This window comes from Pectobacterium sp. S5, from assembly GCF_051707265.1.
Taxonomy (GTDB): Bacteria; Pseudomonadota; Gammaproteobacteria; order Enterobacterales; family Enterobacteriaceae; genus Pectobacterium; species Pectobacterium polare.
Genome location: NZ_JAULSZ010000001.1, coordinates 280,389 through 296,516, shown reverse-complemented (window position 1 = coordinate 296,516; position 16,128 = coordinate 280,389). Strand labels below are relative to the sequence as shown.

Sequence of the window (16,128 nt, the reverse complement as noted above, 5' to 3'; positions counted from 1 at the left end):
GATTATTGCGTAATTGTCGGGGCAGCGCGAGCGAACCGAGAGATATCGTTTATAAAATCTCGTCCGCCCACTGTGTGGCCTCCATGATCATGCTAAAGAAGTTTTCTTCATCGACACCCAACTGGGTTAACAGTTGTTCAAGCTCTTCCCAGTCTTGCTGTTCATATTTCGCGATTAACGTCAGATAAATCGCAAGCTCGCCGGTATTTTCTAATAAGCTCTGGTTAATTTTTTCCGATAGGGCGATTTGTGAGAGCAACAGCGGCATGGGTGAATCTAATACGGCATCAAGCAGCGATAATAATCCGCAGAGAAACGCCTCGGTAGTATCGTCCTTCACATTGAAAGAGGCATGCAACAACTCGAAGAATCTGGCGCGAATTAAACTCGTGCGATAAAGCTCGCTGGGTTTATTCTCATTACTGTTGGTTATGCTAATTAATGACACAAAACGTTTAAGCTCTCGTTGTCCAAGCAGCATCGCCATCGCGCGGAAAGACATGGTGGTTGCCGTGATACCAAAGCGGGTGTTGTATTTGATATTGGTGATGTGGCGCATCAATTTATAATAAAGCGACAGATCGGCACAGACTAATTCTTCGATAGTGGCGTAGTTGATCTCAGGTTTATTGACTTCTCTCAGCAACCTGATGGTATTGCTGGAGTTATTGACCAATTTTTTTGATTTGATCATTTCAGGACGACTGAAAAAATACCCCTGAAACAGTGAGATGCCCAGTTTCTTACTTTTCAGGTACTGCTCATGTGTCTCTACTTTCTCTGCCAAGTAGATTAGCTTGCGCTGTGTGGTTCTTTTGATGAAATTTTCAATATCATCAAAGGTTGACAGAGTTAAATCGAATTTGATGATATCAACGTAAGGCAAAAACCGATCCCATTCTGAATCCATCGAAAAATCATCAAGTGCAATTTTGAAGCCCTTTCTTTTTAGCTTTTTTACGGCAGCAAAGAGATCATTATTGGGAATCGAATTTTCAAGGATCTCAATAACGACCTTTTCCTGTGGCAGTACCTCAGCCTGACCATTGATCAACATCTGATGGGGGAAATTAATGTAGTAAGGCTGTTCAACCACAGATTTTGTCAACGGATTGGTTAAGAACTGATCGGAAATAAGCTGTGCGGTTGCAAATTCAGGACTCACGTCAGGAAATCTATTGGTGATGTCCATGCGAAAAAGTAGCTCGTAGGCAACGGTTTGGAGGTGTTGATTTAAAATGGGTTGACGGGCAACAAATGAATACATACTTGTTCTCCATGTAAACCATACGCATTAGCCAATAATGGAAAAGCGTTTTTTATTAAAATTTTTATAAAAATAAGCAGTTACTTGGTAATTTTAGCAGGTTTTATTAAAAGGGAAGATCGGTTTCCTCAAATCCTCATGCTGTGCGCGTTGGCATGTCGTATGCCTTTGGGCCGATGACGTTTCAGAAAATTGGCCTGCTGAGAAGTTGCCTTTCTGGTGGTTTTCGGACCATCGTGTTCTGCTGACTTGGGTTTCCTCTGTCGTTCAGTTTTGCAACAACTCCATCTCTATTCGTGAACATTCTGTTAACCAGAAAGGAAATTTCGTAAAAAGAGTAGGCGGTGGCGTCGCAGAGCGTTACCTTCATGCTTATCGTTCGGGCGAATATCCTTTATAATAGCCGCCTTTTTTCATCGGACAGTAACCCAGAAAAACCATGCCGTGCAGCGAAAATGCCACTGTTTTTGCACTGTGATTTACCGTGAAAAGTAATCTACCGTGAGAACGTGTGAGCTGGCGGATGAGTAAAAGGACATCGTGATGCGTACTAATTATTGCGGGCAGTTGAATTCGTCCCATGTGGGCCAGGAAGTGACATTGTGCGGTTGGGTTAACCGCCGCCGCGATCTGGGTGGTTTGATTTTTATTGATATGCGTGACCGCGAAGGGCTGGTTCAGGTGTTCTTTGACCCAGACCGTCAGGACGCATTTAAACTGGCATCCGAGTTGCGTAACGAGTTCTGCATCCAACTTACTGGTGTCGTACGCGCCCGTCCAGAAAGCCAAATCAACAAAGATATGGCGACGGGTGAAGTCGAAATTTTTGCCAACGCACTGACGATTATTAACCGTTCTGAAGCGCTGCCGTTGGACTCCAACCAAACCAATACCGAAGAAGCGCGTCTCAAATTCCGCTATCTGGATTTGCGCCGTCCTGAAATGGCGCAGCGCCTGAAAACGCGTGCACGCATCACCAGTTTTGTGCGTCGTTTTATGGACGACCACGGCTTCCTGGACATCGAAACCCCGATGTTGACGAAAGCGACGCCGGAAGGCGCGCGTGACTATCTGGTGCCAAGCCGCGTACATAAAGGCAAATTTTATGCGCTGCCGCAGTCCCCACAGCTGTTCAAACAGCTGCTGATGATGTCCGGCTTTGACCGCTACTATCAGATCGTCAAATGCTTCCGTGACGAAGACCTGCGTGCTGACAGACAGCCAGAATTTACCCAGATCGATGTGGAAACCTCTTTCATGACCGCACCACAGGTGCGTGAAGTGATGGAGAAACTGGTCCGTGAACTGTGGCAGGACGTGAAAGGCGTCGATCTGGGCGATTTCCCGATCATGACGTTCGCAGAAGCCATGCGCCGTTTCGGTTCCGACAAGCCAGATTTGCGTAACCCGCTGGAACTGGTCGACGTTGCCGATCTGGTGAAAGACATTGAGTTCAAAGTCTTCTCCGGCCCGGCAAACGATGCCAAAGGCCGCGTTGCCGCTATCCGCGTACCGGGCGGCGCACAGCTGAGCCGTAAGCAGATTGATGAATACGGCAAGTTTATTGAAATCTATGGCGCGAAAGGGCTGGCTTACATCAAGGTCAATGAGCGTGCCAAGGGTCTGGAAGGCGTTCAAAGCCCGGTAGCAAAATTCCTGAGCGAAGACGTTCTGTCTGCCGTGTTGGAGCGTACTGCGGCACAAGATGGCGACATCCTGTTCTTTGGTGCGGACAGCGCGAAAGTGGTGACCGATGCGCTGGGCGCGCTGCGTCTCAAGCTGGGTCGCGATCTGAGCCTGACAAAAGACAACAGTTGGGAACCGCTGTGGGTTGTCGATTTCCCGATGTTTGAAGAAGATGGCGAAGGCGGCCTTGCTGCGATGCACCATCCGTTTACCGCACCGCGTGACATGCTGCCTGCTGAACTGGCTGCCAACCCGGTTTCGGCAATCGCCAACGCGTATGACATGGTCATTAACGGTTATGAAGTGGGCGGCGGTTCCGTGCGTATTCACCGTGGTGAGATGCAGCAAACCGTGTTCAGCATTCTGGGCATTACCGAACAAGAGCAGCGTGAGAAGTTTGGCTTCCTGCTCGACGCACTGAAATATGGTACGCCGCCGCACGCGGGTCTGGCGTTTGGCCTTGACCGTCTGGTGATGTTGCTGACGGGCACCGATAACATTCGTGACGTTATCGCCTTCCCGAAAACGACGGCAGCAGCGTGTCTGATGACGGAAGCGCCAAGTTTCGCCAACTCGGCTTCGCTGGACGAGCTTGCCATTGCGGTTGTCGTGAAAGGGAAAGCGGCTCAGGATGGAAAATCCGAGAACGAATAAGATGGTATATAAGCGACCCGTTTCGGTTCTGGTGGTGATCTATGCCCGTGACACCGGGCGGGTGCTGATGTTGCAACGGCGCGACGATCCTGAATTCTGGCAGTCGGTAACTGGCAGCATAGAAGAAGGGGAAAGCGCGCCGTATGCCGCACAGCGTGAAGTCAAAGAAGAAGTTAACATCGATATATCCGCGGAAGCGTTATCACTCTTTGACTGTCAGCGCTGTATTGAGTTTGAGCTATTTGCTCATTTGAGACGTCGCTATGCGCCGGGGGTTACGCACAATACCGAACACTGGTTTTGTCTGGCGTTACCTGCTGAGCGCGAGGTGCAATTATCCGAGCATCTTGCTTACCAGTGGCTGGATGTGCCCCACGCGGCGCAGTTGACCAAGTCCTGGAGCAACCGGCAGGCGATTGAGGAATTTGTTATTTATCCGGCCTGAACAGGCTTTTTTCGGAGATTTTTATGGCAGGTCATAGTAAGTGGGCTAACACAAAGCATCGTAAAGCAGCACAGGACGCCAAACGCGGTAAAATTTTTACCAAGATTATCCGCGAACTGGTTACCGCAGCCCGTTTGGGCGGTGGCGATCCGGGTTCTAACCCACGTCTGCGCGCTGCGATCGATAAAGCTCTGTCCAACAACATGACGCGCGATACGTTGAACCGCGCGATTGCCCGTGGCGTCGGCGGTGACGATGATGCCAACATGGAAACCATCATTTATGAAGGCTACGGCCCGGGCGGCACGGCCGTCATGGTGGAATGCCTGAGTGATAACCGTAACCGTACCGTTTCCGAAGTGCGTCACGCGTTTACGAAAACTGGCGGCAATCTGGGTACCGACGGTTCCGTTTCGTACCTCTTCACTAAGAAAGGCGTCATTTCTTACGCGCCGGGTCTGGATGAAGATGCGATCATGGATGCAGCGCTGGAAGCTGGTGCCGATGATGTCGTGACGTACGACGACGGTGCGATCGATGTCTTCACGCCGTGGGAAACGTTCGGTGATGTGAAGGATGCATTAGATGCGGCTGGCCTGAAAGCGGAATCAGCTGAAGTCTCTATGATTCCGTCTACCAAAGCGGATATGGATGCAGAAACGGCACCGAAGCTGATGCGTCTGATCGACATGCTGGAAGACTGCGACGATGTGCAGGAGGTTTACCATAACGGTGAGATCTCCGATGAGATAGCTGAACTGCTGTAATGGCAGGTTGGTAATGCAACGTAGCAACAGCTATCCACACGGGCGAATCGGCGGAGCGGCACTATGACAATAATAGTCGGCATTGACCCCGGTTCGCGCGTGACGGGTTATGGCATTATCCGTCAGCAGGGACGTCATCTGACGTATCTCGGCAGCGGCTGTATCCGTACCGTGGTGGATGACATGCCCACGCGGCTTAAGCTGATTTACGCCGGTGTCAGTGAGATCATTACGCAATTTCGCCCAGACTGTATGGCGATTGAGCAGGTTTTCATGGCGAAAAACCCGGATTCAGCCTTGAAGCTGGGACAGGCACGCGGTGTGGCTATCGTCGCGGGTGTGAATCAGGATCTGCCCGTGTTTGAATACGCGGCGCGGTTGGTTAAGCAAACGGTGGTAGGAACGGGCGCGGCGGATAAAAAACAGGTGCAGCATATGGTTCGCTCACTGCTGAAACTGTCGGCCAGTCCGCAGGCGGATGCCGCCGACGCGCTGGCGATTGCCATTACTCACTGCCACTTTAGCCAAAGCCTGCTGCGCACCGCGGCGGCGAAAGTGAACCCACTGGCAGGAAGACTGCGCTGAAACAGGAGGCTGGATATTCATCCAGCCTTTTTTATGTTATATACTCGTCATACTTCAAGCCATTCTTTCCCTACGTAAAAGGAAGCGCAACGTGATAGGTCGTCTCAGAGGCATTATTCTGGAAAAACAGCCGCCGCAGGTGCTGATAGAAGCTAACGGCGTGGGTTACGAAGTCCATATGCCGATGACGTGCTTTTACGAACTCCCTGAACTCAATCAGGAAGCGATCATCTTTACCCAGTTTGTTGTCCGCGAAGATGCACAGCTGCTGTTCGGTTTTAATGATAAGCAGGAGAGGGCGCTGTTCCGTGAGCTGATCAAAGTGAATGGCGTCGGGCCGAAGCTGGCGCTGGCGATTCTCTCCGGGATGTCTGCGACGCAGTTTGTCAGCGCCGTCGAACGCGAAGAAATCGGCACATTGATTAAACTGCCGGGCGTCGGTAAGAAAACGGCGGAAAGATTGGTTGTTGAAATGAAAGATCGCTTCAAAGGCTTGAGTGGCGATCTGTTTAATCCGGTCAGCGATATTCCGCTGGCATCGCCTGCTACTGCAGACAGCCGTGTTGGCGAACCCGAGGCGGAAGCCGCCGCTGCACTGGTTGCGCTGGGCTATAAACCACAGGAAGCTAGCCGCATGATCTCCAAGATTGCGCGTCCTGATGCTGACTGTGAAACCCTGATCAGGGATGCACTGCGCGCGGCGCTGTGAGGTATTCATGATAGAAGCCGATCGTTTGATTTCCGCTGACGCCGTTCCCGAAGAAGAATTTATCGACCGTGCGATCCGCCCTAAATTCCTCACTGAATATGTGGGGCAGCCGCAGGTGCGTGAGCAGATGGAAATTTTCATTCAGGCGGCCCGCAAGCGCGGGGATGCGCTGGACCATCTGTTAATTTTTGGTCCTCCTGGTCTGGGTAAAACGACGCTGGCGAACATCGTTGCTAACGAGATGGGCGTGAATATGCGCACGACATCGGGGCCGGTGCTGGAAAAAGCGGGCGATCTCGCTGCGCTGTTGACCAATCTCGAACCGCATGACGTGCTGTTCATCGATGAAATTCATCGCCTGTCACCCGTTGTGGAAGAAGTGCTGTACCCGGCGATGGAAGACTATCAGTTGGATATCATGATCGGCGAAGGGCCGGCCGCCCGTTCGATCAAACTCGATTTGCCGCCTTTTACGCTGATTGGCGCAACAACGCGTGCAGGCTCGTTAACTTCACCGCTGCGCGATCGTTTCGGCATTGTGCAGCGTTTGGAGTTTTATAAAGTTGATGATTTGCAGTATATCGTCAGTCGCAGCGCACAGTGTTTAGGACTGGATCTGACATCCGAGGGCGCGCTTGAAGTGGCGCGGCGCGCGCGGGGTACGCCGCGTATTGCCAACCGATTATTACGACGGGTGCGCGATTTCTCCGAGGTTAAATCGGAAGGGGCGATTACCGGTGACGTGGCGACGCAGGCGCTGGATATGCTGGCGGTGGACACCGAAGGTTTTGACTACATGGATCGCAAGCTGCTGTTGGCGATCATCGATAAATTCATGGGCGGCCCCGTCGGGCTGGATAATTTAGCTGCAGCGATTGGCGAAGAGCGCGAAACCATTGAAGACGTGCTGGAACCGTTTCTGATTCAGCAAGGGTTCATTCAGCGTACGCCACGCGGTCGGATGGCGACACAGCATGCCTATCGTCATTTTGGCTTAACGCGTGAAGATTTAAGTTAACGTGTGAAAAACGTATCGCATTAAGAAATGCTTTCCATACTCAGGGAGACCACGCGGTCTCCCTGACTTTATGTGATTAGAACCAGGCTTCCCACATTGCCCCAACGTTGAACGAATCGAGCTGCGTGTTGACGCCAGTCGTTGTCCGTGCGGTGTGTTTGTTATCCACTTCTCCGCCGGTGACATAGAAGCGCAGCATCGGTCTGAACTCCGGCCCCATGGCGATCGAGACATTCTGGGAAAGCGTCAGCTTCCACCCTTTGTTATCACCACCCTGACCGTAATCTACATGTTGATAGCCCGCTTCAAGCCAGGTGGAATGCACATCATTCCAGAAATACATCGGGCGAACGATGGCATTGTAGTTACGACGATCGTCCTGACTGGCTGAGTCATTCGAGTAGTCGTGGTAGGCCAGCAGATATTCGACCTGTGTTTGCGGCGTGAATTTGTATTTACCTTCAAAGCTGGCATAGAAGGTTTTCAGGTTGTCCGTTTTGTTGTAAACGCTGTTATCCGCATTGTTCGAATAGCGAGTGATAAACTGATTGAGGCTATTTTTCCCCGTGTGGCTCAGGACCGCGCCGCCTTGCCAGGCTTTCAGGCGTGCATCGTTATCCACCGCTTTCGAGTCAAAACCGTAGTTCGCGTACAGCGCAAGATCCAACGGCCCCAGCTTGATGCCATGTACTTTGGACGTCAGCGCGTAATTGCCTTTATCGCCCGTGCCGGAGCTGCCAGTACAGCTGATACGCGAGGGGTTCGCATTATTCGTGATGATTTCGGGGTTACAGGATTCCACCGCAGCGACGGTCGCGACATCGAATTGAATACCGCCGATATCAAAGTTCTTTATCCCCGCGCCCTGACCATCGTGGTTCATCCAGAAGTAGTCGTTAATCCCTTGCTGTGGGCGTTGGTGGAAATCACGTCCGGCCCAGAGATAGGCATTTGGCTGAGAAGCAAACAGGTTGGTGACTCCCGCATAGGCTTTTTTCAGGTTAACTTCGTCGCCCCAGTGGTCGATCATCACGACGACATCCCAGATTGCGCCATTGTCACTTTTGAATGCCTTGGAAAGCTGGAATTCACCGCCATTGCCTTCGTTGCCCAGACGACCCAGCGCGGAGGCGCCGTTATAGGAGCCGTCAACCGCAACATATTTCTGGTCACCGCTCTGGAATTGCGCCCCATAACGCGCATAGCCTGTGAAGTTGATGCCATAAGGTATCGCCATGTCAGGTGTCTTGGGAGCGTCCGGCGTGGTCAGCGGGTCGACCTGTTTACTGGCAATCGCGTCTAATTTTGCCTGACGCTCCGCCAGCGCTTTTTCCACTGCTTGAGCAACGATACGATCTAATTGCTCTGGAGTAATCGTTTCTTGTGCGAATGCGGAACCGGAGCAAAGGGCAGCCAGCACCGCCAGAGTAACTGGAAGTTTTTTGGAATTTTTCATCATCATCTCAATTCGGTAAGTTATTTTCAGACAATAACCATCCCGCTCTGATTGACGTGAATAATGGCACGGCGCTCAGAACAAGGTGATTGTTATTTTTTTTACGGGTACAAGTTAATTAAATAACTGACGTAATCGACCCTCCCTATAAGGGTATTAAAATGAACTATTGCCTCTGGTAAAGATGAATAATTTCTTCTGATAATTCGCGAGCGAGTAGTGATGTCATTAAATGGTCTTGGGCGTGCACCATAATTAATGTCATCGGCTGTCTGGCTTCTCCCGCATCCTGTTCAATCAGTTGGGTCTGCATGTGGTGGGCTTTACGCGCGTAGCCATCGGCTTCCTTCAACAGGTTTTTGGCTTCATCGATGTGGCCTTTACGCGCGGCGTGTAGCGCCTCAAAACACAGGCTGCGCGATTGTCCAGCATTGACGATAATTTCCATTACTGCATCTTCTAATGTAATCATCATATGACCTATTTTTATGTGAACGAATATTCGCAGCACGTATTTTCTATGCCACGTTCTTGAATGTCGTCTAGGTCGGTGAATAGGAATAATAAAAATACCCCGACCCTGAACGCTTTATTTCCTTTCTTCTATTTAATATCTATTGCTGTTTTTTATTAATCCCATTAATTACTGCTCACCGTTTTTGTCAGTGACAGATCGCCCTGTATTTTTTGTTCCTCGGTTTTCATTAATGTACGTTCGTAGGCCCGTAGGAACGGCAAATACATCAGCGCGGAAAACACCATACACAGTAGACACATGATTAGCGGGCTGAAACTCCAGTTTGCGGCCCACGATGCGCCAATGGGGGCGGGGGTTGTCCACGGCGTTAACGACACCACCTGCGCCAGCCATCCCATCTTGGTTGCGGTGTAAGCCAACACGGCGTTAACCATCGGTACGAAGACAAAGGGGAGGAACAACATCGGGTTCATGATGATGGGGGCACCGAACATGATCGGCTCGTTGATGTTAAAGAAGCTAGGTACGACGCCCATTCTACCGATGGTGCGCAAGTGCGTGACCTTGCTGCGTAACAGCAGAAATGCCAGCGGTAGCGTCGAACCGACACCGCCAATCAACAGATAGTGATCCCAGAAGCCTTGTAAATAGATATGCGGTAAGACTTCACCTGCCGCCAGTGCGGCCTGATTCACGGCCAGATTGGTCATCCAGAATGGATTCATGATACCCGTGACAATCAGCGAACCGTGGATCCCCGAGAACCAGAAAAGCTGACACAGCAGCACAGACAGAAGAATGGCAGGCAGCGAGTCTGAGGCAGAAACCAGCGGTGCCAGCAGGTGCATAATCGCTTCAGGAATGATCATGCCCGTTTGCGCTTCAATGAAGAGATTGAGCGGATGCAGCGTTGCGACAATCACCAACACGGGAATGAGAATTTCAAACGAGCGGGCGACCCCCGTTGGTACTTCTTTCGGTAAGCGAATGGTAATGTTGTGCTGTTTCAGCGCCGCATAAACTTGGGTGGCATAGATAGACGTCAGTAAGGCGGTGAAGATCCCTTGCCCTGACAGATACTCGGTGGAAATTTTGTTATCGGCGTAAGGTGCAGCGACGAGCAGGAAGGCCATAAACGCCAGCAGGCCGGACATGACGGAATCGAGATTAAGCTGTCGTCCCAAACTGGCACCCACACCGACGGAGATGAAAAAGGTCATTAGCCCCATACTCAGCTCAAAAGGCAGCATCAGCTGTGCGCGATAGGTGATAGAAAAATCGAGCCAGGTACGGGCAAATCCGACGGTCGTATCGGCAGAAAACGGAGGAAAAATAAACACCAGCATGAACGAGCCGATGATCATAAAAGGTAGCGCGGCGGTAAAGCCATCGCGGATAGCGATCACATATTTTTGCTGCCCCAAACGCCCTGCAAGCGGGGTAATCGATTGTTCGATAGCGGCAATCATTGATTGATATAAGGAACTCATGTGAACACCTTTTTCATGTGTCGCCGTGATGACGACAGATCGTCACCACGTACGTTATCGCCACGTTTTGTACCGTAACCTGCTGTATCGACAGGCTTAACGAAAGTTTTAAGTGTGGCAGTCTTTTATAAACGTGCACCTAGACCAGTCTATTTTTTCCGCTGCGGACCGCATTTTCCGCCACGCACAATGTAAAAAGTTATTGCTAATATGATTGGATATCATATGGAAACCGTTTTCCATGCAAAGAAAAGAGAAGTGTGATGACCGTCAAGATGTGATGATTTCTGGCGGTATTAATTAGATTTACATCACATCTTATTGGCAGAATTACGCATTGGATGTTAAACGGATAATCGGTTTCCATGCTGGATAGAAACAGTTATACTGCGAAGCAACGCAATGCGCGGTTGGTGTTCAGGGTTTTGAGTCAGATTTAGCGTTTTTCAGGGGCAAATGATGTCTACAATCAACGATGTATCGCGTTTAGCTGGGGTGTCCAAAGCCACAGTCTCCCGGGTGTTGAGTGGTTCACGCGGCGTAAAGGAAGCTAGCCGTCTTGCAGTGTTAAAAGCGGTTGATGAGCTTAAATATCGGCCAAACGTCATCGCCCAATCGCTGTTAAGTCAATCAACTGGATGTATTGGCGTCATTTGCGCTCAGGACAACATCAACCAGACGACCGGTTACCTTTATGCGCTGGAAAAACACTTTAGCCGACATCAAAAGCATCTCTTGTTGCGCTTTGCCAGCAGCAGGGCTGAAGTAATGAACGTGCTTGATGAGCTGACCAGCGGCCTGTGTGATGACATTTTAATCATCGGCGCGCGTTTTCCGCTGAATCTGGCTGATAAGAACATCATTCTGATCGATTGCATGGAAACGGATACCACGAACAGTCTGCAATTTGATCACGCTTTCGCCACAGAAACCGCGTGTAATTACCTGATTCGGCAAGGAAGACGGCAAATTGCGCTGATCAATCCCGCCGCCAGCAGTTCAGCGGAGCAGGTGCTCTTAGGATATAAGCGGGCGCTGGAAAATAACTTCTTACCGTTCAACCGCAACCTGATCTTTATGGATGCATCTTCATCGTCGTCGGTGGCACTGCAAGTGTTGCTCAATAACAGCACGACGCTGAATTTCAATGCGCTTCTGGTGGCGGATGAGCTGGAAGCCAAACGGGTTATTACTCAGCTTCAGGCGTTTAACAAATCCGTGCCAAAAGACATCATGGTATTCAGCCTGGCGGGGTCTCTCGATATTCCTGGCATTCCGGCGATACCGGCCATTGAATATTCGATGGATGCGATAGCGGCCAGAATCGTGTCTTGGCTCAATGAGAAAACACAGGATGTGCTGGGATCGTATGTCTTGCGGGGTGATTTAATCATTCCAGATATGGCTAACCGGCAATAAACGCGGCTCGTGCAATTTCCAAAATATAAAGCCCTTCTGAGATGTATATTCAGAAGGGCTTTTTCCTTTTGATTTTTTACTCGCGGGCTAGGCAGGTTGTCGCTTAATCAGGCTGATAATAAACAGCAGCGATGCGCACAGCACCACCGACGGCCCAGCGGGCGTATTGTAGCCAGCTGAAAAGGCCAAACCGCCCGTTACGGCAATCATTCCCACAATAATCGCGATACTCGCCATTTGTTCCGGCGTCCGTGCGAAGCGTCTGGCGCTGGCGGCGGGAATAATCAGCAGTGACGTAATGATCAGCGCACCAACAAATTTCATGGCGATACCAATCGTTAACGCGGTGGTCAGCATCAAGAGCAGCTTGGTGCGCTGTAGCTTCACGCCATCGACGTGCGCCAGCTCTGGGCTGATCGTCATAGAAAGCAGTGCGCGCCATTGCCAGCACATAATGGCCACAACAACGATGACACCAGCACCGATAACCCACAGATCCTCTGTCGTGACAGAGAGCAAATCGCCAAACAGATAAGCCATCAAGTCCACGCGCACGTTATTCATCAGGCTGACGACCACCAACCCAAGCGACAGCGCGCTGTGTGCCATGATGCCGAGTAACGTATCGATAGCCAGATAGGGGCGTCGCTCCAGCCAGACAAGCCCCAACGCCAGAATGAGCGTCACGGCAATAACGGCAGCAAACAGGTTGATGTTCAGCAGCAGGCCGAAGGCGACACCGAGTAAAGATGCGTGCGCCAGCGTGTCACCGAAATAAGACATCCGTCGCCAGACGACGAACGAACCGAGCGGACCGGCCGCAATCGCCAGCAAAATCCCCGCCAGCCAACCAGGAAACAGCAGTTCTATCATGCGTCGTTTCCACCTTGTCTCTTCAAAATGATACGTCCTTGTAGATCGTGACGATGATTATGATGGTGGCGGTAAACCGCCAGTTGCTCTGCGCCGCGGTGGCCAAACATCGCTAAAAACTCGGGATGAAGCGAAACGACCTCGGGTGTGCCGGAGCAGCAAACATGTTGATTGAGACAAAGAACTTCATCAGTTTTCGCCATCACCAAATGGAGATCGTGTGACACCATCAGCACGCCGCAGTGAAATTCCTGCCGCAATTGGTTAATGAGATCGTACAGCGCCAGTTGCCCATTGACGTCGACACCCTGTGTCGGTTCATCCAATACCAGCAGTTGGGGCTGGTTGAGCAGCGCACGCGCCAACAGCACGCGTTGGGTTTCGCCACCGGAAAGTTTCTGCATCGGCTGTTCCAGCAGATGCGCAGCCTGAACCCGCTTAAGTGCCGGTAAAATATCCTGCTTTTTCACGCCGGGGCGCAGTTGCATAAAACGGCTGACGGTCAAGGGCAGGGTGGTATCCAGATGCAGCTTCTGCGGAACGTAGCCGATACGCAGCGCGGGATCCCGTGCTAGCGAACCGGAGGTGGGGGACAGTAGACCCAATACCACGCGCACCAGCGTCGATTTCCCTGCGCCATTCGGCCCGAGCAGCGTCAGAATTCGACCTGCCTGCAAGGTAAGAGAGATATCTGACAGAACCTTCCGGCTGCCAAATGTAACTGAAATATTATTAAGTGATACCAATGTGGACATAGAATTTGGTTTGCATAACCCATGTAACGTTATAATATAACAAACAACACCATAAAAATCGATGGGATCGACTTTCATGCAGCAATCTATTCAGCAAAAAAAATGGTTAAAAAGTGTGTTTGTTGCCAGCGCGCTACTCGCAAGCGGGATGTCAATCAGCGCGGCATCCGCTGCGGTCATTACGTCAATTCGTCCTTTGGGATTCATTGCGTCGGCTATTGCCGATGGCGTGACGCCCACTGAGGTTTTGTTACCTGATGGCGCGTCGCCCCACGATTATGCCTTGCGCCCGTCTGATGTCCAGCGTTTACAGTCCGCAGAACTGGTGATTTGGGTCGGGCCGGAAATGGAAGCCTTTCTCGGAAAGCCGTTAGCGAAAGTCTCACCTGAAAAGCAGATTGCGCTTTCCGCACTGCCAGCGATTAAATCTGAGCTGGAAAAAGAGGCCGGACACGATCATGAGGGGGAACATGAACAGGCGCATGATGACCATGGAAAGGGGCACGATCATAGCCATGCCGCCCATGATGACGGCGACGATGGCCACCACCATGGTGAGTACAATATGCACATTTGGCTGTCGCCGGAGATGACAAAACAGGCGGCAATTGCCATTCATGCAAAATTATTGGAACTTATGCCTCAGAATAAGGACAAACTAGACGCGAATCTGCTTTATTTCACGGATAAAATCGGGCAAGCAGATGAAAAAATTGTTAAGATGCTAGCGCCTGTGCAGGGTAAAGGGTATTTCGTGTTCCATGATGCCTATGGGTATTTTGAGAAACACTATGGGTTAAATCCCTTGGGTTACTTCACGGTTAACCCCGAAATCCAACCCGGAGCACAGCGTTTACATCAAATACGAACACAGTTGGTTGAGCACAAAGCCGTATGCGTTTTTGCTGAACCACAATTCAGGCCAGCCGTTATTAATGCTGTTGCCAAGGGAACCGACGTGCGCTCGGGTGTACTCGATCCATTGGGAAGCAATATTGCACTGGGTAGAGATAGCTATGCCGATTTCTTGTTGCAGCTATCGAACCAGTATGTGAGCTGTCTGGAGGAAAAATTATGAGGATACGAATAAGTGCAGCAGATAGTCCGAACTATCGCTCTGGCGTATAACAGCTTACCTCGGCCCCATCGCGTCATGCTGGGGTCGCTTACCGTTGTGACATTGGCCGTTGCTGTTTGGCGGCCTTTTGTTTATCCCCACGTCGATGATGCCCCCGTCATCGTGAAAGATATCGATCTGGAAACCAGCCAGCTGCGTACGCTGACACCTGAGGCCAGTGAACCGATAGACCAACCCTCGCCGGATGACGACATTCCACAAGATGAGCTGGATGATAAGGTTGCCGATGAAGGCGGCGTACACGAGTACGTGGTCTCTACGGGCGATACCTTAAGCAGCATTTTGACGCAGTACGGTATTGATATTGCAGACGTCACCCAGCTCGCAGAGCAGAATAAAGATTTGCGGAACCTGAAGATCGGTCAGCAAATTTCATGGGCTCTGGCAGAGAACGGCGACCTGCAAAGTTTGACCTGGCAGATGTCCCGCCGTGAAACACGCATTTATGAGCGCGTGGGTAACGATTTTAAAGAGCGCATTGAGACGCTGAAAGGCGAGTGGCGCAATAGCGTCCTGAATGGCCGAGTCAGTGGTAGCTTCGTTAGCAGTGCAAAAAACGCCGGTTTGACCAGCACAGAAGTGCGGGACGTGATCAAAGCGCTGCAATGGCAGCTAGATTTCCGTAAATTACGCAAAGACGATACCTTCTCTGTCTTGATGTCCCGCGAAATGCTCGATGGTAAAAGTGAGCAGAGCGAACTGGTCGGCGTGCGTCTGAATACTGGTGGCAAAGACTATTACGCGATTCGTGCAGAAGACGGTAAATTCTACGATCGTGAAGGTTCCGGTTTGACGCGTGGCTTTATGCGTTTCCCAACCATGAAACAATTCCGTATTTCCTCCAACTTTAATCCACGTCGTCTGAACCCGGTAACAGGGCGCGTCGCACCGCATAAAGGTGTCGATTTTGCCATGCCGGTCGGTTCGCCGGTTCTGGCCGTCGGGGATGGGGAAGTCGTGATTGCGAAACGCAGCGGTGCAGCAGGAAACTATGTTGCCATCCGTCATGGTCGTCAGTACACCACGCGCTACATGCATATGCATCGTATCCTGGTTAAACCGGGACAGAAAGTGAAACGTGGTGATCGCATCGGGTTGTCCGGCAACACTGGTCGTTCTACCGGCCCGCATCTGCACTACGAATTCTGGATCAACCAGCAGGCGGTAAACCCGTTAACGGCTAAACTGCCGCGTTCTGAAGGGCTGGCGGGTAAAGAGCGTCGTGATTATCTGGCGCAGGTGAAGGAAGTCGTACCGCAGCTTAAGTTTGATTAATTCTACTGACTGCATGTTATGCCGGTGGCTTGCTGCCGGCATTTTCATTTATAGAACATTTGATAGAACACGGGTTCCTGATTCTTTATTATCGAGCCGGCGTGTTTTTGCGT

15 protein-coding genes are annotated in these 16,128 nt (G+C 51.0%); 9 read left to right on the top strand and 6 right to left on the bottom strand.

Features of this window, described 5'->3' with window-relative positions; all coding sequences use genetic code 11:
* Window positions 1-49: 49 nt before the first annotated feature.
* Window positions 50-1,267, bottom strand: a complete 1,218-nt coding sequence (locus QWJ20_RS01415) for an EAL and HDOD domain-containing protein (protein WP_262252385.1) — start codon at window positions 1,265-1,267, stop codon at window positions 50-52.
* Between the two features lie 543 nt (window positions 1,268-1,810).
* Here QWJ20_RS01415 and aspS point away from each other — a divergent pair.
* The 6 genes from aspS (at window position 1,811) to ruvB (ending at window position 7,131) form a co-directional block, all read left to right on the top strand.
* Window positions 1,811-3,607, top strand: coding sequence for an aspartate--tRNA ligase (aspS, locus tag QWJ20_RS01410; protein ID WP_433991679.1), 1,797 nt, complete (start codon window positions 1,811-1,813; stop codon window positions 3,605-3,607).
* Window position 3,608: 1 nt separating this feature from the next.
* A complete protein-coding gene (gene nudB, locus QWJ20_RS01405) occupies window positions 3,609-4,052 on the top strand; it encodes a dihydroneopterin triphosphate diphosphatase (protein WP_010275904.1) in 444 nt (147 codons plus the stop codon).
* Between the two features lie 23 nt (window positions 4,053-4,075).
* Window positions 4,076-4,819 (top strand): YebC/PmpR family DNA-binding transcriptional regulator, encoded by a 744-nt coding sequence (locus tag QWJ20_RS01400; RefSeq protein WP_039480440.1) that lies wholly within the window; start codon window positions 4,076-4,078, stop codon window positions 4,817-4,819.
* A gap of 63 nt (window positions 4,820-4,882) precedes the next feature.
* Window positions 4,883-5,404, top strand: a complete 522-nt coding sequence (ruvC, locus tag QWJ20_RS01395; protein ID WP_010307920.1) for a crossover junction endodeoxyribonuclease RuvC — start codon at window positions 4,883-4,885, stop codon at window positions 5,402-5,404.
* A gap of 91 nt (window positions 5,405-5,495) precedes the next feature.
* Entirely contained in the window at window positions 5,496-6,113 is a 618-nt protein-coding gene (gene ruvA, locus QWJ20_RS01390; protein WP_039480444.1) for a Holliday junction branch migration protein RuvA, read from the top strand.
* A 7-nt stretch (window positions 6,114-6,120) separates the two neighbouring features.
* Complete coding sequence (ruvB, locus tag QWJ20_RS01385; RefSeq protein ID WP_433991678.1) at window positions 6,121-7,131, top strand: Holliday junction branch migration DNA helicase RuvB; 1,011 nt, start codon at window positions 6,121-6,123, stop codon at window positions 7,129-7,131.
* A 76-nt stretch (window positions 7,132-7,207) separates the two neighbouring features.
* Here the strand turns inward: ruvB and QWJ20_RS01380 are convergent, their stop codons facing one another.
* From QWJ20_RS01380 to QWJ20_RS01370, 3 genes are all read right to left on the bottom strand, one after another.
* Window positions 7,208-8,587 carry a carbohydrate porin gene (locus QWJ20_RS01380; protein ID WP_433992365.1) on the bottom strand — a complete coding sequence of 460 codons (1,380 nt, stop codon included), beginning with the start codon at window positions 8,585-8,587 and terminating at the stop codon, window positions 7,208-7,210.
* 166 nt (window positions 8,588-8,753) lie between these two features.
* The gene (locus tag QWJ20_RS01375; protein WP_039481540.1) at window positions 8,754-9,059 is read right to left on the bottom strand and encodes a PTS lactose/cellobiose transporter subunit IIA; all 306 of its coding nucleotides are present in this window, start codon (window positions 9,057-9,059) and stop codon (window positions 8,754-8,756) included.
* Between the two features lie 167 nt (window positions 9,060-9,226).
* Window positions 9,227-10,555 (bottom strand): PTS sugar transporter subunit IIC, encoded by a 1,329-nt coding sequence (locus tag QWJ20_RS01370; RefSeq protein ID WP_095699303.1) that lies wholly within the window; start codon window positions 10,553-10,555, stop codon window positions 9,227-9,229.
* A 459-nt stretch (window positions 10,556-11,014) separates the two neighbouring features.
* On the opposite strand from QWJ20_RS01370, the gene QWJ20_RS01365 reads away from it, so the two are divergent.
* A complete protein-coding gene (locus QWJ20_RS01365) occupies window positions 11,015-11,974 on the top strand; it encodes a LacI family DNA-binding transcriptional regulator (protein ID WP_095699304.1) in 960 nt (319 codons plus the stop codon).
* 87 nt (window positions 11,975-12,061) lie between these two features.
* On the opposite strand, the gene znuB is transcribed toward QWJ20_RS01365, so the two are convergent.
* Together znuB and znuC are read right to left on the bottom strand one after the other, a co-directional pair.
* Complete coding sequence (gene znuB, locus QWJ20_RS01360; RefSeq protein WP_095994410.1) at window positions 12,062-12,847, bottom strand: zinc ABC transporter permease subunit ZnuB; 786 nt, start codon at window positions 12,845-12,847, stop codon at window positions 12,062-12,064.
* Window positions 12,844-13,602: a zinc ABC transporter ATP-binding protein ZnuC gene (gene znuC / locus QWJ20_RS01355; RefSeq protein ID WP_433991677.1), complete on the bottom strand. Its 759-nt coding sequence runs from the start codon at window positions 13,600-13,602 to the stop codon at window positions 12,844-12,846. Before znuC ends, znuB begins: the two co-directional genes overlap by 4 nt.
* A 76-nt stretch (window positions 13,603-13,678) precedes the next feature.
* On the opposite strand from znuC, the gene znuA reads away from it, so the two are divergent.
* Together znuA and mepM are read left to right on the top strand one after the other, a co-directional pair.
* Window positions 13,679-14,680 carry a zinc ABC transporter substrate-binding protein ZnuA gene (gene znuA / locus QWJ20_RS01350; protein WP_433991676.1) on the top strand — a complete coding sequence of 334 codons (1,002 nt, stop codon included), beginning with the start codon at window positions 13,679-13,681 and terminating at the stop codon, window positions 14,678-14,680.
* A gap of 12 nt (window positions 14,681-14,692) precedes the next feature.
* Window positions 14,693-16,015, top strand: a complete 1,323-nt coding sequence (gene mepM, locus QWJ20_RS01345; RefSeq protein ID WP_095699307.1) for a murein DD-endopeptidase MepM — start codon at window positions 14,693-14,695, stop codon at window positions 16,013-16,015.
* Window positions 16,016-16,128 lie beyond the last annotated feature (113 nt).